Below are 20542 nucleotides of genomic sequence, written 5' to 3'. Positions count from 1 at the left end.
ACTTCTATTCCAATGAAAACACTATTAATTACCCTGTCTGTTTTATTGATAAGTTTGGCTGGTTCTGCTCAAAATTTAGAACAAACTTTTGCTAAACTTATGGACGAGTACAAGAAAAGTCCAAGCGATTTTGCCAAAAATTATTATTCGGACGACTACCGTTTTGTAGGACCCCCGAGTGGTAAATTTACTGATAAAAATACTATGGTTAGGTCTTTGGCTCCATTAAACGTAACAGAATTAACGTATTCTGACGTGAAGTTTTTTGAGTCAGGCTCATTAGGCGTTGTCAGTGGGTATATTACAATCAAATATGCAGTCAATACCTACAAAGATGCATTTACTTATACCTTTCAAAAACGGGACGGAAAATGGCTGAATGTATCTGCTCAACACACTGAAGTAGCCTACAACAGACCCAACGAAGTCGCCAATACGATTGAAACATTTAAAACTTATTTTGAAACCTCTCGACTTGCCTTCCTTGCAAACCCTGTCAAGTTCTTCGACGAGGAATGCACCCCTGATTTTCAGTATGTTACTTCTAAAGGCTCCATCGTTTCACTGCCAATCATACGAAATTCTTTTTTGCCAAAAAAAGTACTCCAACGTGACATTACCCAACTTGTTTGCAAGCTGTATGGCACTACGATGATGGTAACGGCCCAAATGACCCACAAATACCAAAATACCCAAGACAACGTGCTTACTGATTATGGAACGGAGACAGTTACTTACATGTACGTGAAAACAGCAAATGGTTGGAAACTTGCCTCTGCTCATCATAGTAAAGGGGAATAAAGCCCATTTCAACGACACTATTTATTCTGCTGTTCCCAAACTCCGATTTGGGGACACAACGGCCCAGCGTCTCTGACGCAAAAAAAACGTCGAGATACCAACATCCCGACGCATGGTGATTCATTTTGAAAAACGGCTAGTCCATTTCTCCCGAAAATAGAGCCGATGCCTTTATTTCAAACAGCGGTAATACAGGCTTAGCCGAACAGACATCCTCTTCGATACATATTTTCACCTCCCGACGAGAAGTATAGACATAGACCACTTCGTGTTCAGGGATAATATTCCAAATAACTTTTACCCCAGCTTTAAAATATTCAGTGATTTTCTTTTCCAATTGATTGATTTGGTCATTGTTGGAAATAATCTCAATCACAAACTCAGGAATTACGTCCTCCCCTGCTTTACTCTTCTGTATTTGCTCTCGGGTAAAATAGGAAATATCTGGTCGGCGCATTTGAATGCCTGACAACATCACATCCTGTTCTGCGACTAAAGTTCCTACTTTTTTATATCCTTGTTCAAAAAATAAACCAAGCAGTAGATCGTAGATATAAAGCTGCTCTTTTTTCATTCCTGTAAATTGAATTATATCCCCGTCGTTCCATTCATATTTGTAACCGTCATTAGATTCCCAATCAAGAAACTCTTCCAGCGTACGAGGTAATTGCACAGTATTTTGTGAAGTTTGTATCATGGTGGTAATTCTTTTTTCAAAAATACAATTTTTTAGCCAAAACTCTTCCTCCCTACTTTCGCCGCCAATTGTCCAGCACAATCGCCGTGGCAATGCCCACATTGAGTGATTCCGCCTCTCCGAAACGAGGAATTGTCACCTTGTCCGTCACAAATTTTTCAACAATGCTACCAATGCCATTCGACTCATTGCCCATCACGATGTAGCCTGTTTTGGCAAAGGTAGTTTCGTGAATATTTTTCCCTTCCAAAAACGTCCCGTACACGCTCGCGCTCGCCCCGATTTCCAATCGGGGCGCATCTGGCCCAGCGTTTCCAACGCTAATTCGTTCAAAATAAGCCCCTAAATCAGTGTAAAAGCCGCGAACCCGCGTAAACGAGCCTTTGCTGGCAGCAATTACTTTCGGATTGTACCAGTCGGTAGTAGTAGTCGAGCACACCATTTTGCGAATCCCGTACCAGTCGGCAATCCGAATCATGGTTCCTAGGTTCCCAGGGTCGCGAATATCATCCAACACCAGCACGTATTCGTTCTGTTCGGCATACAAAAAATCGTTCGATTTCGTTTTAACCACGGCAAGCGCCGCATCATTGGATTGCAGCGTTCCTGCCCGTACAAGCTCATCAGGCGTAGCTATTTCAACCCGAAAAGGTTGTTTCTCTAAGCTTAGCGTGTTTTCTTTGTAAAATTTGTCGGTTGCCACCACCATTTCTACCTCGAAATCGGAGGCAAGTAGTTCAAGGACACTTTTAGCCCCTTCCACCAAAAAAGCGCCGTATTCTTGACGGTATTTTTTTTGCTGGAGCGAGGTGAGATATTTTAATACGTTCTTAGAAAGCATCAGGTATATAATTGTCGATAATGCACAATAAGGCAACTCATTTTCGCCCCTTTTTGGGGTATTTGTCGCTGATTTTTCTTCTTATTTTAGGTGCTTGTTCTCCCAAAAGTACCCTCAAAAAAGATGAATTTTTGCTTGGAAACCAAAGTTTCCGTGGAAATAGTGCCGTCAAAACCGAAGATTTGACCACCCTCCTCCCCCAACGCCCCAACAAGCGCTTCTTGGCCATTCCTGGGGCGACGGTTTCGCTGTGGGTATATCAGTATTTCGACAAACGCTACGACCGAGAACCTGCCCGCCAAAAACTTGACTCCCTTACCAGCTACTACGAACTCCAGTTTGAGCGCTATGCCAACGATAGCCGAAAGCTTGCCAAACTGCGTCGCAAATACACGCGATTGGGAACAAAATACCAAAAACGCATCGAGTCGGGCAATTGGTGGATGCAAACCGTAGGAGAAGCTCCCGTTTATTTTTCAGACAAAGATGCGCAAAGTAACGCCCAGAAAATCAAAAATTATTTGATTAATCAAGGCTACCGCGATGCCCACGTTTCTTTTGATACCGATACCCTCTTGCGCCACGTTCGAACCACCTATATCATCAAAGAAGGGCTTCCGCACCGCCTCCGAAACGTCGATATTTTTACCCACAAAGATGCCGCCATTGACTCCTTGTTGCAAAAAAATAAGGAAGTGTCTTTTTTGAAATCCAACAAAAACTACCGCAATAGCGACGTCATCAACGAAAGCGGACGCATTGAACGCCTTATGCGTGAAAATGGCTACTATGGCTTTGACAAAAACTACCTTCGCCCCGTTCAAAATGCCCTTGGAAAGCGCTACGGCGGTTTTTTGGTGGATACCAGCGCGCACGACCCCGCCACCGACTCTCTGTTTCATATCGTGGACATTAAAGGTTTACAGGTCAATTACCCCCGCAATCAGACCAAACATACCCAATATCGGTTTAGCAGCGTAGGTTTTCGGGTTGAACCGCTTCCCAGCGACCCCAATAGTACGCCACGCTCTACTACCTCTTTTCGCGGGATTACGTATTCATTTTTGCCCAAACAAAACTACGCCCCACGCGTTTTGGATAGTAAAATTTTGCTTCGCCCAGGGGCATTGTATAAACAAAGCGATTGGGAAGAAACCTACCGTCAGTTGAGTGTGCTTGACCAATTTCAATTTATTAACATCGAATCGGATACCACCAACGGCCAAATTCGGACACTCATTCGGGTATTGCCCCAAGACAAATACCAAGTAACAGGCGAAAGTGGTGTCAACGTAGTACAAAACCTCCCTGGGCCGTTTCTAAACGGTACATTTCGAGTTCGTAATATTTTTGGACGGCTCGAAAACTTCGAAGTATCGCTGCGCGGCGCATTGGATGCCAATTTTGGGTTAAATAATACCTCTCAACTCGTTCGCACGCTGGAACTTGGCGCCAATACCGCCCTTATTTTTCCCCGTATTTTATTCCCTGGCAAACTCGCGTCGCGCCTCAACCGCAAAACCCCACGAAGCATCCTGAGCCTTGGCTATAACTACACCAACCGCGACTTCTTAGGTGCTGACCCCGACTTTGTACGCAGTGGTTTTCAGGCGAGTTTGCGGTACAACTGGAAAAAAAGCGAGTACGAATACCTCAACTTTACGCCCATTGATTTGAGTATTTTGGAAAGTAAACAAAGCCAGAAGTTTTCCTATCTGCTAGACTCGCTTTACACCTACGGAGGCAATCCACTGAAATTCAGCTTTCAATCAGCGGTTATTTCGAGCATGAGTTTTTCGTATGTGTTTAATAATAACATCATTGGTCAAAACCGAAAAGCGCATTATTTGCGCTGGTTTGTAGAAGCTGGAGGGACATCGCTCAACATTCTCCGACAACAAAAACTCCCTCTCATCCTCGATGGCTTTGAATTGTATAAATTCCTGAAATTCAACGGAGAATACCGAACCTACCTCCCCATTGGCCCCAAAAGCACGCTAGTCTATCGTGCCAATGCTGGTTTGATTTTTAATTATAACAACCGACGCGTTGCTCCCTACGAAAAATCGCTCACGGGCGGTGGTAGCAACAGCCTCAGGGCGTGGCCTCCTCGACGGCTAGGGCTTGGTTCGGCCTACCCTAACGTCGATTTGCAAACGGGAAGTCCGATTTTCCGCAACGGTACGACCACCACTTTGCAGCCTGGCGTCACAGAATACAGCAGCTTTGAGTATCGTTTTGAGCAACTAGGAGATGTTTTGATGGAAACCAACCTCGAACTTCGGGGGCATTTGTTTCGGTTTGTGGGCGATGTTAATTACGCTTTGTTCATCGACGCTGGTAACGCGTGGCGCTTACGCCTCGACAAAAACGCCACACCCAACCAAAATACCCTCAAAGGCGCCTTTGACGTCAGCCGTTTTTACAAAGAGATTGCAGTAGGTACTGGTGTAGGGCTGCGCTATGACCTTTCTTATTTCATTTTTCGCCTCGACATGGGGATCAAAGTCTATGACCCGAGCCGCATTTTTGAAACTACAGATGCCGAAGGCAAACCTGTTACCATCGACGAGCGTTATATTCTGCCACGGTTTTCATTTCGTCGCTCCAGCGCCAATTTGCCAGTGTTTAACATCGGGATTGGGTATCCTTTTTAAAGGTTTTGGTTTCCCGTTTTGGGTTTACTGTTTGGGGGTTTGGGGTTTTCAGATAGCGCGAGCGTGTCAAAAGCACTCATCGGGTTGTGGAGCAGCCCGACCCACAAATTGCCCCCTTACTTCTTCACTCCCCAAATAATCAGCCACTGAGCAGCCGCGTAGGTCGTCATCACCAAGAGCGATGAAGCGTCAAAAGGCTGCATAAATTTATTAAGCGCGATGGTAGAATCGGACAAAATGAACAGCACTGCTCCCGCCAACACCCATACGTAGCTCACCTGAGAAACCGAGTATTTGCGCAAGGCCGCCGCTACTCCCATACTGCACAAACACACCGAATAAGCCACTACGGGAATCCAAAGCCCCTTGGTAGCCGCATTATTCATCATCGAAGGGTATAATATCGCCAAAAAACTCAGTCCATACAGCGCAAAGGGTACGACAAGTTGCCAAGTTTTACCTGCTAATTCCTGCCTTCCTTTCGTCGTTTTTTGCTTTGTGAATGCTGTTATATAAAACAATTGCATCACCAAAAAAGACCCAAGGCCAGCCATGAACATCTGAGTGCCGCTAAACATCAAAAATACATCACCGCCAAGACCAAACCACATCCCAATCCACAGCAACGGATGCGTTTTTAGGTAGTCGAGGTGCCAATAAATGAGCGATAACATAATGAGGGGCTTCAATACATATACGCCTTCCCGAAAACCCACATAGCCGCAGATGATTTCGACAACTACGATGGCCATGTAGATAAATAGTTTTATGTTCATCTTCAATCAGTATTTTTTTCTTGACAAAGCTCAATCAACACGCCATTGGTGCCTTTGGGGTGAAGAAAACACACCAGTTTGTTGTCTGCGCCGTTTTTAGGCGTTTCGTTCAACAGCACAAACCCCTCATTTTTAAGCCGTTCCATTTCAGACAAAATATCGTCCACCTCAAACGCAATGTGGTGAATCCCCTCTCCTTTTTTCTCCACAAATTTCGCAATCGGACTGTCGGGATGGGTCGCTTCGAGTAATTCGATTTTGGTTTGGTTGATTTTGAAAAAGGAAGTAGTCACACCTTCCGAAGCTACTTCTTCGTGTTTGTAAGGAGCAACATTGAATAATTTGGTAAACAATTCGTCCGAAGCAGCTAGGCTTTTTACGGCAATACCGAGGTGTTCTACGTTCGTTAGCATAGTGAGTTGATGATGAAGATGTAAAGGTACATTTCTTCCAAATATAACGCTCATTTCAGCACTATTCTGTACTTTCGAGCTAGCAAATTTACCCCAACTCGCATGGCCACCGACCGCCCCGTTACCATCAAAGACATTGCACGGAAGTTTAAGTGCTCTCCATCTACTGTTTCGAGGGCATTGAACAATCATCCGTTGATCAATGAAGATACCCGCCGAAACTTGCAAGAATATGCCCAAAAAGTGGGTTATCAGCGCAATTCGGTGTCGTTGAGCCTGCTCAATAAACGAACGGGCACGTTGGGCGTCATCGTACCTTCACTCAATCACCAACACGAAACGACCATCATCGAAGGGCTTCAGAGTGTGCTTCAGCCACAAGGCTATTTGATGAATATTTGTGTTACCAATGAAAGTTATGCGTTGGAAAAAGAATACGTAGAAAAACTATTGGCCAACCGCGTAGAAGGTATATTTCTGTCGATTTCGCAAGAAACCTATGATTCGGGACATTATGAACACCTCGAAAGCATTATCCAGCGCAAAGTACCTTTGATTTTTATTGACCGCGAATACGAAGGTTTTGAAGCAGGGCGCGTCACTATCGACGATTATTTGGGGGCTTTTGCCGCCACCGAGCACCTCATCAAAATGGGCTGTAAGCGCATTGCACACCTCAAAGGACCACAGGGTTTGGCCATTACCGAACAGCGTTTTCTGGGTTATACCGAATGCTTGAAAAAATACAATCTGCCTGTTGTAGAAGAATTGATTGTGAGTACCAATTTTAAAATCGAAAGTGCCATCATTCCAACCCAACGGCTGCTGGATTTACCACAACCTCCCGACGGCATTTTTGGGGTCAATGACCAAGTCGCCATTGGTGCCATGCACGTCATCAAAGAGCGCGGTTTACACATTCCCAACCAAGTGGCCGTCGTTGGTTTTGATGACTCTCCCATTTCCGCCTATATCTTTCCTTCGCTTACGACGGTGCGGCGTCCTGGCAAACAAATTGGGGCCGAAGCTGCCCGTATTTTTTTGAACGAAGCCGTACAAAAAAGTTCGGCAGAAAGCCTGATGCTTCCTGCCGCTTTGGTGATTAGAGAGTCGTCACTGAAGAGCTAGACTTTTGTTTTTCCTCCATCTCCCTCAACTGATTGCTCGTCATGGTGCTCCCATCGTGCGACCAGCCAGGGGGATTGAGGAGGTATTTTAATTTTGTCCCAACCCCCACATTCCGTCCTAAATCCTTGGCAATAGCCTTCCATTCGTGAAAGATGGTATTACCTAAACTTGTATCTTCCAACGCCTTCGTAAGTCCATAACGTACAGGCTCTTGGTCAAGCTCTTCTTGGAAAGTACCAAACAATCTATCCCAAATAATAAGGCACATGCCCATGTTTTTGTCCAAATAGGCCACATTCGAGGCGTGGTGCACTCGGTGATGGGAAGGTGTCACAAATACATACCCAAGCCAGCCCAATTTCCCTAAGTAATTGGTATGTACCAAAATTCCGTAGGTCTGGGTAATCGAATACATTAGGACAATATCTGCGGGCTTAAAACCAAAAAGTACCAACGGAATAAAATAAACAAAACGATACAAGGGCTGAAATACCGACGAACGGAAGCCTGTCGTTAAGTTGAAATGCTCGGACGAATGATGCGTGACGTGTACTGCCCAAAACAATCGACAATAGTGATCGACGACGTGCAAAACATAAAACACAAAATCTTCGGCCAAAAACAACAAAAACCAGTACAAATAAACGTTATCAATGACCGTGAAGTGGAATTGATAAAACCATACCAAAACAACAACATAAACCGCCCGAAAGGCCAAATCAATGCCTCCGTTGAGGAGCATCAAAACGAAGTTGGTAAGGGTGTCACGCCAAGTGTAAAAATCACGATGTTGGCGGTGGCTCAACAAAGCCTCCAGCCCAATCAAAAGGGCATACAAAGGCGTTGTGAGCTGAATAATGGTTTGTTCTAATTCGTTACTCATTAGAAAAATACTATTTTTGTGCCGCAATTTACGCAAAATCAAACGAGAATTAATGCGATAGAGTTGACAAAGCCGTCAAAAGCTCGTATTATAGCAACTAATACACACAAAAACAGCATGGTAGGAATCATAATGGGCAGCCTCTCAGACCTCAAGGTCATGCAAGAAGCTGCTGACGTTTTAAAAGAATTTGGTATCGCTTACGAAATAGACATAGTGTCGGCGCACCGTACCCCCGAAAAAATGGTTGAGTACGGAAAAACCGCCCGTGCGCGGGGACTAAAAGCCATTATAGCGGGAGCAGGTGGAGCCGCTCATTTGCCTGGCATGATTGCCTCACTCACTACCCTTCCCGTGATTGGAGTTCCAGTAAAAAGTAGTAATTCTATCGACGGCTGGGACTCGGTACTTTCTATCTTACAAATGCCAAGTGGTGTTCCAGTAGCAACGGTTGCGCTCAACGGCGCTAAAAATGCGGGGTTGTTGGCCGTACAAATTGTAGGTACTTTCGACGAAAACGTAGCCAACCAACTCGCCGACTACAAAGAGTCTTTGAAGCAAAAAGTAGCCGAAATGAGCCTAGAAGCCCAAAAAACTGTGGCATAAAATTTGCCTTTGTTTTGTAGTTCCGTAGCTTATCACGGCGTTATTTCTGAGAATAGTACAAATCGGAAGTATCCTCAAATGTTCTCAACTTTTTTTTAATACACATGTCTGAAAACGAAAATAGAAACCGCCGTCCTGACGAGGCTTCTAAACTACCCTACATCTCTTTACTTGTTTTGGTTGCGATGATTGCTGGGCTACTTTATGTTGGCTATGAGTATATCGCCGACGATGCCGCCGACGTGGACCAGCTCTTAAACACGCCCGTTGACCCTAACGCCCGTGAGCTTCAGCCTGTACCTGAAAATACAGACCCCGCGGCTGTTGCGCCCACTGAGCAGACCGAAAACGCTGATGTTGCTATCGACGATAAATCGACACCTGCACCCGCTGCGGACGAAGAATTAGCAACCGCTACGCCACGCCCAGAAGAGGAAGAAACGCCTAAAAAAACAGAAGAAAAACCAGATGAAAAGCCCAAACCCGTGGCCGTTGACCCTGGTGGAATTGAAATCACGCACGTTGTTCAGGCAGGAGAAACATTTTATGGTATTGCCAATCGCTACAATGTGCGTGGCACTACGCTCAAAGGTAACAATCCAAATATTCAGGACGAAAGCAAAGACGTCAAATCTGGCGTAACCAAAATTAAAATTCGGGTACAGGCGGTTCATACCGTTGGCCCAGGCGATATTTTACGGGTGGTAGCTGCCAAATATGGAGTGACTGTAGAGCAACTCATGGCCGCCAACAAAAAGACCCAAAACATCACTGCACGCGGCGAAAAGCTCATTATTCCATTTCCTGAAAAGAAATAGCGAAGGCGGCCGCATCCAGAAATCATCTGAAAATCATTTATGGAAAATCCAGTTCTTATTTTTGGGGCAAAAGGCTTAGGGCTTGTTGCCTTAGATATTTTTCAACGTAATAATGTTGTTGTGTATGGCTTGCTCGATGACGATGCCACACTTCACGGCAGCGAAATCGGAGAATACTCAGTTTTAGGCAATACCGACGACGACGGTTTTTTAAAACTTATTGGCAAAAAATGTGAAGCGTTTGTGGCCATCGAAGAACGGACTATCCGTCGCGACCTCGTCGAAATGCTCAACGAGCGCCGCCACGTGATGCCTGTCAATGCCATTCACGATACGGCGGTTATTTCGGCATTGTCCGAAATTGGCCACGGAAATTTGTTTGCACCACGAAGCGTCGTTAACGCTACCGCCAAAGTGGGTAGTCACAGCATCCTCCAAACGGGAGCCATCGTAGAACACGGTGCCGAAGTAGGCGACTTTGTGAATATTGGCGCAGGAAGCGTCGTTGGAAGCAACGTAACGATTGAAAACGACGCCTTCATTGGCTCAGGCGTAACCATCATCGCGGGAGTGACCATCGGCCAAGGAGCAAGTGTAGGTGCTGGTTCAGTGGTGGTCGAAAGCGTCCCTGCGGGCGGAAGAGTATTCGGAAACCCTGCGAAGAAAGTGTAACTTCTTATAAAAGCCAAACATAAAAGAGGCTCTCTGATAAGTCAGAGAGCCTCTTTTATGTTTGGCTAAATGTGCGCCCGAAGGGACTCGAACCCCTATCGTTGGTACCGGAAACCAAAATTCTATCCATTGAACTACGGGCGCAAAAATTTCAAAATGACATAGATACCTATCGTTGATATCGGAAACCATAATTCTTTGGGGCGGCCTTCCGCACATTGAACTACGGGCGCATTTTGAGTGAATCGGGCTGCAAATATACAGATTTGTACTAAATTGCAAACACCATTCGGGCTTTAATCGTTGCTATTATTAGTTCTACTTTACCATCAACCTAAAAATCAATGAGAAAACTTTTACTTCCCTTAGGGGTTATTGCTGCTTGTACAGGCAGCTTTTTGCTGGGAACGGCCTACCGACCTGCCGAAGCACCCATTACCGCCGACATCGCCAATTACGCCTCTAAGGTATTTGGAATCGAATTTTCGGCCGCCGAACGAGATTCCATGCTCGACAACCTCAACGACCAATTCAAAGGTTTTGAGCGCGTTCGTAAAGTGCCACTTACCAACGACGTTGCTCCAGCATTGCTTTTTGACCCTGTTCCCGTTGGATTTGAGTTTGAAAAAACAAAAAAGCCTTTTCAGGCCAGTGTCGTAGGAAAAATGGCTTTGCCTCAAAACCGCGATAGTTTGGCATTTTATACCGTGGCTGAATTAGGAGCACTGATTCGTAGCAAGCAAATAACGTCGGTGGAGCTAACAACATTTTTTCTTGAACGCCTCAAAAAATACCGCCCCACCCTGCTTAATGTCATTACCCTCACCGAAGATTTAGCCCTCAAACAAGCCGCGCAGGCCGATGCCGAAATCAAGGCAGGTAAGTACCGCGGGCCGCTGCACGGAATTCCGTACGGCGCTAAAGATTTATTGGCCAAAACAGGATATCCGACCACGTGGGGCTCAAATATTTATAAAAATCAACAATTGCCCTACGACGCTACAGTTATTGCGCGCCTCGAAAAAGCGGGAGCGGTTTTAGTGGCAAAAATGTCGGTAGGCGAGTTTGCCTGGGGTGACGTCTGGTTTGAAGGTATGACCCGCAACCCTTGGAATACCAAAACGGGGGCAAGTGGTTCTTCGGCAGGGTCGGGCTCGGCAGTATCGGCGGGCTGTTTGCCGTTTGCCATCGGAACCGAAACGTTAGGTTCTATCGTTTCGCCATCAACCGTCAACGGTGTTACGGGACTGCGCCCTACCTTTGGACGGGTGAGTCGCTTTGGCGCGATGGCGTTGAGCTGGAGCATGGACAAAATTGGCCCCATGACTCGTTCGGTCGAGGATTGTGCGCTGGTGTTTAATGCCATCGTTGGCCCCGACGGCAGAGACGCCACCGTTCGGGATTTACCATTCAATTATGCCCCACTTGCCACGCTCAAAGGCACCCGCATCGGTTATTTGAAAAAAGCGTTTGAATCCAATTATCCCAACCGCGCCAACGACTCTTTAACGCTTGCCAAACTTCGTCAGCTTGGGGCAGAGTTGGTGCCGTTTGAACTCCCGTCGTATCCCGTTGGTGATCTTACCATCACGATTGGGGTAGAAGGTGGCGCCGCGTTTGACGAACTTACATTGAGCAACAAAGACGATCAAATGGTTCGTCAGGGTAAAAATGCGTGGCCTAACGAGTTCCGTTCGGCTCGATACATTCCTGCTATTGAGTACGTACAGGCCCAGCGCGTTCGTAGCAAAATGATTCAAGATTTGTACCAAGTCCTCAAAAAAGAGAAAATCGACGTGTATATTACACCCACTTATGCAGGTGGCAACCTTACATACACCAACTTATCGGGACACCCAAGTATCTGTGTACCAAACGGTTTCAACCGCAACCGTATGCCAACCAGCATTACGTTCAGTGCCCAACTGTATGCCGAAGCCAAGCTGTTGGCCGTCGCTAAAGTATATCAAGATGCCACTACTTGGCACAAACAACACCCTAAATTGTAATTACAAAACTTAACCCTAATGATGAAAGCTGCGTTCGTTTTTAGTCTTTTCGTGGTTGCTATTACGTTCAAATCATGCGCACCCACTCAATCGGCCTCCAAAGGGCAAGTTCGGGCCGTTTATAAAGAAGATGATAGAGAGTTGAGCACCAAACCTGAGCCAGTTGATAAAGCGGCCTTTGAACAATGGCTGTACGAACATAATAAACAACTCCAAGCAGCAGCAGCCCTCAAAGGTGTTGAAAAAGTAACGTTGGTGCTCACGGTTGATGACCAAGGAAATGCGCTTAAACCAATGGTTTGGCGCGGTATTGGGGATCCGTTCGACAGCGAAGCACAACGACTGTTAAAAGAAATTCCGTTGAAATGGAAGCCTGGCACGGTACGCGGCAAGGACGTCAATGTGGTAACGTATTATACGGTCTCGTTTGTAAAAAAAGGGGAATAATCGCATTATTCATCAATAAAAAACCCTCAAAACAGCGTGTTTTGAGGGTTTTTGTAGGACCTAACGGGCTCGAACCGATGACCTCTGCCCTGTCAAGGCAGCGCTCTGAACCAACTGAGCTAAGATCCTAGCAGGTTTCGGCCACAAATATAGCAACTTTATGTACCACTCAAGGGAGTTCGGTAAATTTTTTGCGAAGGGATTCTACGCAAAATCAAAAGACCCAGCACAAAAATCACCGCCAAGAACAAAAGACTGTTACGCATTCCCGAAAGTTGGGTAATAATCCCGAAAATGGTTGTTCCAAGAAATGTTGAAAACTTGTCGCAAGCGTCGTAAAAGCTAAAGTACGAAGCCGTATCGGTTGTATTTTCGGGTAAAAGCTTGGCATAAGTAGAGCGCGAAAGCGATTGAACACCTCCCATTACAAAACCAATCATGGCAGCCAAGCCATAAAACTCCAGTTCGGTATAAACAAAATAGCCCGATACACACACACCAATCCAGATGAATAAAATCAGCGCAATGGTCTTCGTATTCCCCCATTTTCCCGACAAAACCGCCGCACAGTAAGCCCCAACAATCGCCAAGATTTGCAACAACAAAATGGTCACAATCAGTGCATTGTCAGGTAAATGAAGTTCGTTGCTTCCAAACAACGTCCCGATGTACATCACGGTTTGAACACCCATATTGTAAAAGAAAAAAGAAACCAAAAAGCGTTTGGTAATGGGCAAATGGTTGAGCTCTAAAAGCACTTTCTTCAGTTCTCGAAATCCATTCCAAATCCATCCGCCCGTACGCTCTTCGGTGGAAGGTGTACCATTAGGTAAATAGTAAAACGGGATAAGCGAAAACCCAATCCACCACACGGCCACCGTCACAAACGAAATACGGCAGGCCGTTCCTGAGTCAATACCCCCGTACCATTCGGGTTTGATGAGCATGGTTAGGTTAAAAACCAACAACAGGACGCTTCCTACGTAGCCCATCGTAAAACCACGGGCAGAGAGCTTGTCGAAACGGTTTTCGGTAGCGATTTCGGGAAGATAGGCATTGTAAAAAACAATACTCCCCGACCAGCCAATGAGTGAAAGTGTAAAGGCTAAAACACCAGTGGTAAGGTGCTCACGATCAAAAAAATACAACCCTAAACAACTCAAAGCACCCAAGTACACAAAAAACTGCATAAAGCGCTTTTTCTTCCCACTAAAGTCGGCAATCGCCCCCAAGATTGGGTTGATGACCGCAATAAACAGAAACGCAAACGATACGGCAAAGGAAAATAACGCCGAGTTGTTGACAGTCACCCCCAAAAACTCCACGTCGGGACCACCTTGCGCATTGACGGCGGTATTGCTAAAATAAATGGGAAAAATTGCCGATACAATCACCAGCGCATGGACGGAATTGGCCCAGTCGTACATGCACCATGCGTTCAGGATGGAGGGTTTATTCTTTTCCATAAATAGAGTTAAGCCTTTCTTGTTTTCGTTGTAAAATAATACACGGGCACGCCAATCGCTGCAATCAATAGCCCCATGCCAGTATCAAAACGGGTTTTGTCATCAATCAACAAAATCAAACAAATACCAAATGTAACAACGAGGTACAAAATGGGCACCAACGGATAACCAACCGCTTTGTAAGGGCGCTCAGTATTGGGTTCTTTGCGGCGAAGCACAAAAATACCTGCGATAGTAACCATGTAAAACAACAACGAACCAAAGGTGCAGTAGTTGAGAAGTTCGCCGTACGTGCCCGAGAGACACAACAAACTCGCCCACAAACACTGCAACCAAAGCGCTTTGGCAGGTACGCCGTTTTCGTTGAGGGTAGAGGCTTGTTTCAAGAAAAGGCCATCTTCCGCCATGGCGTAATACAAACGAGCACCCGCCAAAATAAGGCCATTGTTACAACCAAACGTCGAAATCATAATGAGTGCTGCCATGATTCCTGCCGCCGAATCGCTAAAAATCACTGACATGGCTGCCGTAGCTACGCGGTCGTAGTCCGCAAATTGAATCCCTTTAGCTAGTACATCGGCGCCGTCGGGACTACCTTTCAGCGGGAGAATACTCAAATAAGCAAGGTTGGCCAATAAATAAATGACGGTTACGATAAGTGTTCCTAAAAACAAACTACGCGGAATATTCCGCTTAGGGTCTTTGATTTCGCCCGCGATAAAGGTTACGTTGTTCCACGCATCCGACGAAAACAACGAGCCAATCATCGACACCCCCAAAGCCATCACCAACGCCATGCCTCCGATGGCAGTGATGCCACCTTCGTTGGTTGCCTTTGAAGCATCCCACGCGTTTTCAAAATTTTGGGACAACATCCCACTTTTAAAACCATAACCAAGTCCTACCACAATGAGTCCAAATAAGGCCACCAATTTGGCCATGGTAAAGGTATTTTGAATCATTTTGCCGCTCTGAATCCCTTTGGTATTGATAAAAGTAAGCAAAATAATACTCGCAATGGCATACAGCGACCCTACCGATACCTTGATAGAGCCAAGGGTAACAAGGATATTTTCTGGATTAAGAATGGGAAAAAACACCGCAGAGAATTTTGTAAAAGCCACGGCTACCGCCGCAATCGTCCCTGTTTGGATGACCATAAAAACCGTCCAGCCATAGACGAAACTTAACAACGGCCCAAACGCCCGCTGAATGTAAATGTATTGCCCCCCTGCTCTGGGCATCATCCCCGCCAGCTCTCCGTAACTCAAAGCGGCCGCCACCGTGACTAATCCCGTAACGAGCCAAGTCAGCAAAAGCCATCCTGTAGAACCGACGTTTCGGGACATATCGGCACTCACAATAAAAATACCAGAGCCAATCATGGCACCAGAGACCAGCATAGTTGCATCGAGCAACCCTAGCGACTGTTTAAATCGCGCAGAAGTAGAATCAGACATGTGGAAAACGTGAAGGTTAGGTTTTGAGGCAAATATAAAGATATTATTGAAAGAATCACTCCTAATCAAAACCTCCCAAAACGATACCCTTTGGCTTTGAGGTCTTTTAGTAACTGGGGAAGTAACGTGTAAAATTTATCAGTGCGGCGAGGGTCTCTCCCACTATGGATGAGTACAATCGCCCCGTTCAAACCATTTGCCGACGTCTTTTCCGCATACATTAGTCGGTCGTAAAGCTGCTGACTGGTACGGTAGTTGGGGAGTTCGGGCCAGGTGTAGTCTGCGTTGGTTCCTGTCCCTGGCGTAAAGTTTACTAAAGTGAGTCCCAAGTGCGACGCCCAGTCGTTGGTAACGGCATTATACCATTCGTACGGGGGCATGAATACAGAAGTTTGCTCAGGACGCAGCCCCAATTTGGCCAATTCAGCAAAATTATCGCGAAGGTCTTTTTCAAATTGCGCTTGGGTGACCAACAACGAATCACGTTTTCCCCAATCGCAATACAGCAGGTGTTTGTCGGAGTGCATTCCTACGTAATGTCCCTCTTGTAACATCCTTTTAATGGCTGGTTTGAACGTCGGGTTTCGTAAAAAATCTCCCGTCAGAAAGAAGGAAGCCTTCGCATTGTGTTGCTTCAAAGCATCCAGTACACTCAGATTTCCTTCCCCAAACTCGTGCCCCGTAAAGGTCAAATACACCTGCTTTTGAGTAGTATCCATCCGCACCCACGCACCTTGTGGCTCTTGTAAGCCATTTTTCACGTACGACTGACCTTCTTTTTGGTACGCCGACAAGATATAACTCAAACTCGCCGTGCCGTCCATGGTCGGTTCGTTGGTCGAATAATCACCGTAATCATCGTGATACACCACCAATTTCGACTGAAAATCAGCGTATTCGTCGGGGCTGTACAGGGTAATTCCAATTAGTTTACCAAAAATACTACCGTAAATAGGCCCGTCTATCAATCCACCGTCAATGCGGTAATTATACAAATGTGTAAACGCCGAATGTGGGTCATTGGGCCAATCGCCTCCTTCGGGTAAACCGCAAATCATACTCGTTCCCCACGGGTTACAGCCAAACAACCAATCGCGCATGGCGGCTTCTATTTCTTCGTATTGCCCATCTTGGGTAAGGTTACGGTAAAGGTGAAGCTGGGTTAAAATACCGACAGTCAAGTTGTTAGAACACCAAATAAACGGCACTCCATTCAAAAAAGGATTGTTTTCTCCCCGCGCTTTTACTTTATCTATTCCCAATTTCATGAACTGACGAAACTCCGCTTGCATCGCGTTGGTGTGTTTCGACAACCAATAATGCCCTAAATTCACAAACGGATACCACTGATAATGTTTGGCCGTGTCGGCACCCATCCACGGAGTGCTGGGTTCTTGGCGTCCAAACGCCGCCGCTTCTTTCCAAAGCGTCGTACCCGCCGTCGTAGTTTGTGCCAACTGCGCTGCCGCCAACTCCATATCGTCCACGTAATTGTCTTCCTCGTAAAAATACGGAGCACGCCCTGGTGCGGTTTGACACACCCCAGGAAAGCGTTTGCCGTACTCATACGCTTCCTTGGCCTTTTGTAGCAATTTTTCGGCAAATGTCGGATAATACTTGGCTAACACTTGGCTTCCCAACGCAAAAGCAGACGCGTACTTACCCGCCGTGGAAGCCACTCCCGTTGTGCGGTTTTTGTACTTAAAAAGTCCTTGTGGTTGACCAGTTACGCGGTAAACGGGACGGCCTAATCCCCAATTGGGGTTATAAACAATGACGTCTTTGTTGGGCAAACGCATTCCTGCGTGGTCGCGGTCGTCGGCCAATTGGTTGTACATAACCTCTTTTTCTGGATTCATTTTTACCAACCAATCCAGCCCCCACTTGGCTTCGTCCAAAACGTCTGGAATACCGTTGGGTTTAGGATGCCCCCAAGCATCGTGTTTATCACCAAAAGATTGGGGGTTTTGTTGGTACGCAAACAACAATTGGTAAGTCGCATTGGCCGAGGTAGTGACGTACTGCAAATAGTCCGACGCGTCGTGCCATCCACCCGACGCGTCCATAAACGTACCGTTTTTGGTAGAATCGGGGTGATAAATGATGTAGCCGTCTTGACGATGGCAGGAATCTTTGAGAAAAGGATTATAGCCGCTGCGTTGTTGACGCATGTATTTCAACACAAAATCGGCCGTACCGTCATAGACGTTGTTGGCAATTCGGAAATTGGGCGAACGTACGCCCGCAGCGCGAAGATAATAGGCTCCCGTTTTTTTGAAAGCGCTGAAATTGAGTCGAAATCCTGACTTAAACGCCGCATAGGCGCCATACGTTTTCACCGATTTCGACGACCAAACAACTTTGTCGGTGAGGGCTTCGCATACGTCAAACGATGAAATAGTGGGCCATTCTTTACTGACCAACACCGCGACTTTGGTTGAATTGGGCAAGTATCCCAGTTGATTGATACGTATCCACGAGGTTTGAGCAAGTAGTGTGTTGCTCGCGATGCTGCACCCAAGGAGTAAAAGAAGGAAGAGTTTTTTCATGAGTTGAAGAAGTGTAATAAAAACTCGAAACCTATAAGGTTTTAAAAACCTTATAGGTTTGATTATAGTTTTTTTACGAAAACCGCTCAAACTTATCCCAATTCGGTTTACGTTTTTCGAGGAACGCGTCACGCCCTTCTTGTGCCTCTTCGGTCATATAGCCCAAACGCGTGGCTTCTCCCGCGAAAAGCTGTTGCCCTACGAGCCCATCATCAACGAGGTTAAACGCAAATTTCAACATCCGAATGGCCATGGGGCTTTTTCCTAAAATCTCCTGCGCCCATTGGAAAGCCGTATCTTCCAATTCATCGTGTGGCACCACGGCGTTGACCATGCCCATTTCAAAAGCCTCTTGCGCCGAATAACTCCGCCCCAAAAAGAAGATTTCGCGGGCGCGTTTCTGGCCAATCATCCGCGCCAAATAGGCCGAACCATAGCCCGCGTCGTAACTTGCCACGTCGGCGTCGGTTTGTTTAAAAATAGCGTGTTCTTTACTCGCTAACGTCAAATCGCAGACTACGTGAAGGCTGTGCCCCCCTCCTACGGCCCACCCTGGCACTACCGCAATGACGGGCTTGGTCATAAAGCGAATTTGGCGCTGTACTTCCAAAATATTGAGGCGGTCGCGGCCATCTTCGGCGCGGTAGCCTCCTTTTTGGCGGGCTTTTTGATCCCCTCCCGAACAAAACGCCCAAATCCCATCTTTGGGAGAAGGCCCTTCACCCGATAGCAACACCACCCCTACCTTGGGATCGTGGGTGGCATCTTCAAAAGCATTGAGGAGTTCAAAGGTCGTTTTGGGGCGGAAGGCGTTGCGCACTTCGGGACGGTTGAAGGCAATGCGTGCCACTCCGTCGCATTTTTTGTAGGTAATATCGGTGTATTCTTTGGCCGTAATCCAGTTTGGCATAGTCGTAGTTTTTTCTACAAATATGCTTGTCGGTTTTGATTTTTCCGAATCCTTGTCCAAAGCGCTGTTTTTCTAGCTAGGATGTTATTTAGGGCGTATCTTTTCGTTGGTTGGTTTTGCTTGGGTAGGTGCTCTTCTTTACCTACTTTTCGGGTAAACGTTTCTAAATCGTACAAATAATCATCGTTCTTTGGGCGTTGTTTCAGTACCCCCGATAGCGCGAGCGTACCGCTCGTGCAAAGTATTAAGAGGCTTCCAAGCCTAGCTGAGTCAATAAAAAAGCTAGCAGCTTTTTTATAATTATCACGAGGCAGAGCCTCCGCTATTGGGGGGGGGCCAAGTAAATCTGGTACGACGTATAGAAATAAATCAAAAATCTTTTTGATATGGTACATTTTGAAGACACAGAAAAATACCTAATTGAGATAGCAACCAACTACCTCAAAAGCCAAGGTTTTGAGCATTTGGCAGAAGCCCCTGCTTATGTATTTACCCGATTACTCCCTTTTGGTTTTGATAGAATTACTTTTGATGTTTCCGAATTATTTCATGGTTGTAGTATAAAATATGTTCTCGTCAGAGGATATAATGACATTGAAAAACACTTGGAGAAATATTATGAGATAATGGGGTATTCATTGACTCCTGATGTACCTACAATAGGAGTCCATTCCACAGCCATTGATAAAAAATATGAAAAATATCCTGACGATGCCATGATGTATGGTGGGGCTGATTTAATAAGGAAAAACCACGAGAAAGAGGACATAGAACAATATTTTGAAGAGTTCAAATGGCAGTATGAAAATCTATTGATGCCCGTTTTGGAAAAGTCGAGAGATGTAAGGTGGTTAGATCAGAAGATTAATGCCAAACTTCTAAAATTTAAATACTTCGGAGAAATTGAGCCAATAGGATATAGTATTGAATTTCACAAACTCATTATTGCCAAGTTAGCAGGCAATCCTAATTATGAGCAAATCTATCAGCTCGTCAGAGGCACACTGGTGGAGTGGGCAACGGAAGAAGAAGATGGAAAGCGAATGCTACGCGTTTTTGATAAAGTCTATGAGGATTTAAAAGATATAAAGCCTTTGAAAAATCCTATTTTAGAGTGATTATCAAAACCCGTTCATCAATATTTCATGACCCCCAACACATTCAATAATTCATTTCATTTAACCATTTATTTATGTTCAAACACCTTGCTGCTTTTTTCATGATTGCTGTTTTATTTGTCGGCTGTAGCTCCAAATCCGAAGAGTGCATCGCCCCAACTAGTCAGTACATGAAAAAACCGTGGTGATAGAGATAAAAATCCGCCGATGACGTGAGCGTACTCCCCCTGCGAAGTATTAAGAGGCTCCCAGCCAAGCTAAGTCAACAAAAAGGCTAGAAGCCTTTCAATA

The 20542-nt window shown here is 45.8% G+C and carries 18 protein-coding genes and 2 tRNA genes; 9 read left to right on the top strand and 11 right to left on the bottom strand.

Going from position 1 to position 20542, the window contains the following annotated elements:
• The first annotated feature begins 12 nt into the window (after positions 1–12).
• Positions 13–801: a nuclear transport factor 2 family protein gene (locus AC23P2_RS21110; RefSeq protein WP_487775039.1), complete on the top strand. Its 789-nt coding sequence runs from the start codon at positions 13–15 to the stop codon at positions 799–801.
• Between the two features lie 136 nt (positions 802–937).
• Here the strand turns inward: AC23P2_RS21110 and AC23P2_RS21105 are convergent, their stop codons facing one another.
• Together AC23P2_RS21105 and AC23P2_RS21100 are read right to left on the bottom strand one after the other, a co-directional pair.
• On the bottom strand, positions 938–1498 hold the full coding sequence (locus tag AC23P2_RS21105; protein ID WP_487775038.1) for a Uma2 family endonuclease: 561 nt from the start codon (positions 1496–1498) through the stop codon (positions 938–940).
• A gap of 52 nt (positions 1499–1550) precedes the next feature.
• Complete coding sequence (locus AC23P2_RS21100; protein WP_487775037.1) at positions 1551–2339, bottom strand: TrmH family RNA methyltransferase; 789 nt, start codon at positions 2337–2339, stop codon at positions 1551–1553.
• A gap of 20 nt (positions 2340–2359) precedes the next feature.
• On the opposite strand from AC23P2_RS21100, the gene tamL reads away from it, so the two are divergent.
• The gene (tamL, locus tag AC23P2_RS21095; protein WP_487775036.1) at positions 2360–4996 is read left to right on the top strand and encodes a translocation and assembly module lipoprotein TamL; all 2637 of its coding nucleotides are present in this window, start codon (positions 2360–2362) and stop codon (positions 4994–4996) included.
• Between the two features lie 116 nt (positions 4997–5112).
• Here the strand turns inward: tamL and AC23P2_RS21090 are convergent, their stop codons facing one another.
• Together AC23P2_RS21090 and mce are read right to left on the bottom strand one after the other, a co-directional pair.
• Positions 5113–5772 carry a lysoplasmalogenase gene (locus tag AC23P2_RS21090; protein ID WP_487775035.1) on the bottom strand — a complete coding sequence of 220 codons (660 nt, stop codon included), beginning with the start codon at positions 5770–5772 and terminating at the stop codon, positions 5113–5115.
• Positions 5773–5774: 2 nt separating this feature from the next.
• Complete coding sequence (gene mce, locus AC23P2_RS21085) at positions 5775–6185, bottom strand: methylmalonyl-CoA epimerase (protein ID WP_487775034.1); 411 nt, start codon at positions 6183–6185, stop codon at positions 5775–5777.
• 102 nt (positions 6186–6287) lie between these two features.
• On the opposite strand from mce, the gene AC23P2_RS21080 reads away from it, so the two are divergent.
• Entirely contained in the window at positions 6288–7313 is a 1026-nt protein-coding gene (locus AC23P2_RS21080) for a LacI family DNA-binding transcriptional regulator (protein ID WP_487775033.1), read from the top strand.
• Here AC23P2_RS21080 and AC23P2_RS21075 read toward each other — a convergent pair.
• On the bottom strand, positions 7288–8196 hold the full coding sequence (locus AC23P2_RS21075; RefSeq protein WP_487775032.1) for a sterol desaturase family protein: 909 nt from the start codon (positions 8194–8196) through the stop codon (positions 7288–7290). The genes AC23P2_RS21080 and AC23P2_RS21075 overlap by 26 nt on opposite strands.
• Positions 8197–8313: 117 nt before the next feature.
• Here AC23P2_RS21075 and purE point away from each other — a divergent pair, with 117 nt between their 5' ends.
• The 3 genes from purE to AC23P2_RS21060 all read left to right on the top strand — a co-directional run bounded on the left by purE (position 8314) and on the right by AC23P2_RS21060 (position 10292).
• Positions 8314–8802 carry a 5-(carboxyamino)imidazole ribonucleotide mutase gene (gene purE / locus AC23P2_RS21070; RefSeq protein WP_487775031.1) on the top strand — a complete coding sequence of 163 codons (489 nt, stop codon included), beginning with the start codon at positions 8314–8316 and terminating at the stop codon, positions 8800–8802.
• 104 nt (positions 8803–8906) lie between these two features.
• Positions 8907–9620: a LysM peptidoglycan-binding domain-containing protein gene (locus tag AC23P2_RS21065; protein WP_487775030.1), complete on the top strand. Its 714-nt coding sequence runs from the start codon at positions 8907–8909 to the stop codon at positions 9618–9620.
• 39 nt (positions 9621–9659) lie between these two features.
• A complete protein-coding gene (locus tag AC23P2_RS21060) occupies positions 9660–10292 on the top strand; it encodes an acetyltransferase (RefSeq protein ID WP_487775029.1) in 633 nt (210 codons plus the stop codon).
• 72 nt (positions 10293–10364) lie between these two features.
• On the opposite strand, the gene AC23P2_RS21055 is transcribed toward AC23P2_RS21060, so the two are convergent.
• Positions 10365–10436: transfer RNA gene (locus AC23P2_RS21055), tRNA-Arg, on the bottom strand.
• A gap of 200 nt (positions 10437–10636) precedes the next feature.
• On the opposite strand from AC23P2_RS21055, the gene AC23P2_RS21050 reads away from it, so the two are divergent.
• Together AC23P2_RS21050 and AC23P2_RS21045 are read left to right on the top strand one after the other, a co-directional pair.
• Complete coding sequence (locus tag AC23P2_RS21050; RefSeq protein ID WP_487775028.1) at positions 10637–12301, top strand: amidase; 1665 nt, start codon at positions 10637–10639, stop codon at positions 12299–12301.
• An 18-nt stretch (positions 12302–12319) separates the two neighbouring features.
• Positions 12320–12748 carry an energy transducer TonB gene (locus AC23P2_RS21045; RefSeq protein WP_487775027.1) on the top strand — a complete coding sequence of 143 codons (429 nt, stop codon included), beginning with the start codon at positions 12320–12322 and terminating at the stop codon, positions 12746–12748.
• Positions 12749–12802: 54 nt separating this feature from the next.
• Here the strand turns inward: AC23P2_RS21045 and AC23P2_RS21040 are convergent.
• The 5 genes from AC23P2_RS21040 to AC23P2_RS21020 form a co-directional block, all read right to left on the bottom strand.
• Positions 12803–12877, bottom strand: a tRNA-Val gene (locus AC23P2_RS21040).
• Positions 12878–12906: 29 nt separating this feature from the next.
• Entirely contained in the window at positions 12907–14214 is a 1308-nt protein-coding gene (locus AC23P2_RS21035; protein ID WP_487775026.1) for an MFS transporter, read from the bottom strand.
• 8 nt (positions 14215–14222) lie between these two features.
• Positions 14223–15674, bottom strand: a complete 1452-nt coding sequence (locus tag AC23P2_RS21030) for an APC family permease (protein ID WP_487775025.1) — start codon at positions 15672–15674, stop codon at positions 14223–14225.
• A gap of 65 nt (positions 15675–15739) precedes the next feature.
• Entirely contained in the window at positions 15740–18223 is a 2484-nt protein-coding gene (locus tag AC23P2_RS21025) for a bifunctional glycoside hydrolase family 9 protein/polysaccharide deacetylase (protein ID WP_487775024.1), read from the bottom strand.
• Between the two features lie 73 nt (positions 18224–18296).
• Positions 18297–19133: a 1,4-dihydroxy-2-naphthoyl-CoA synthase gene (locus tag AC23P2_RS21020; RefSeq protein WP_487775023.1), complete on the bottom strand. Its 837-nt coding sequence runs from the start codon at positions 19131–19133 to the stop codon at positions 18297–18299.
• Between the two features lie 386 nt (positions 19134–19519).
• Between AC23P2_RS21020 and AC23P2_RS21015 the strand changes: the two genes are divergently transcribed.
• On the top strand, positions 19520–20251 hold the full coding sequence (locus tag AC23P2_RS21015; protein ID WP_487775022.1) for a hypothetical protein: 732 nt from the start codon (positions 19520–19522) through the stop codon (positions 20249–20251).
• Positions 20252–20542 lie beyond the last annotated feature (291 nt).

It is taken from the genome of Runella sp. R0.1_18 (assembly GCF_057652155.1).
Note: the sequence above shows the minus strand (reverse complement) of the source record. Positions and strands in the feature narration are given on the sequence as shown.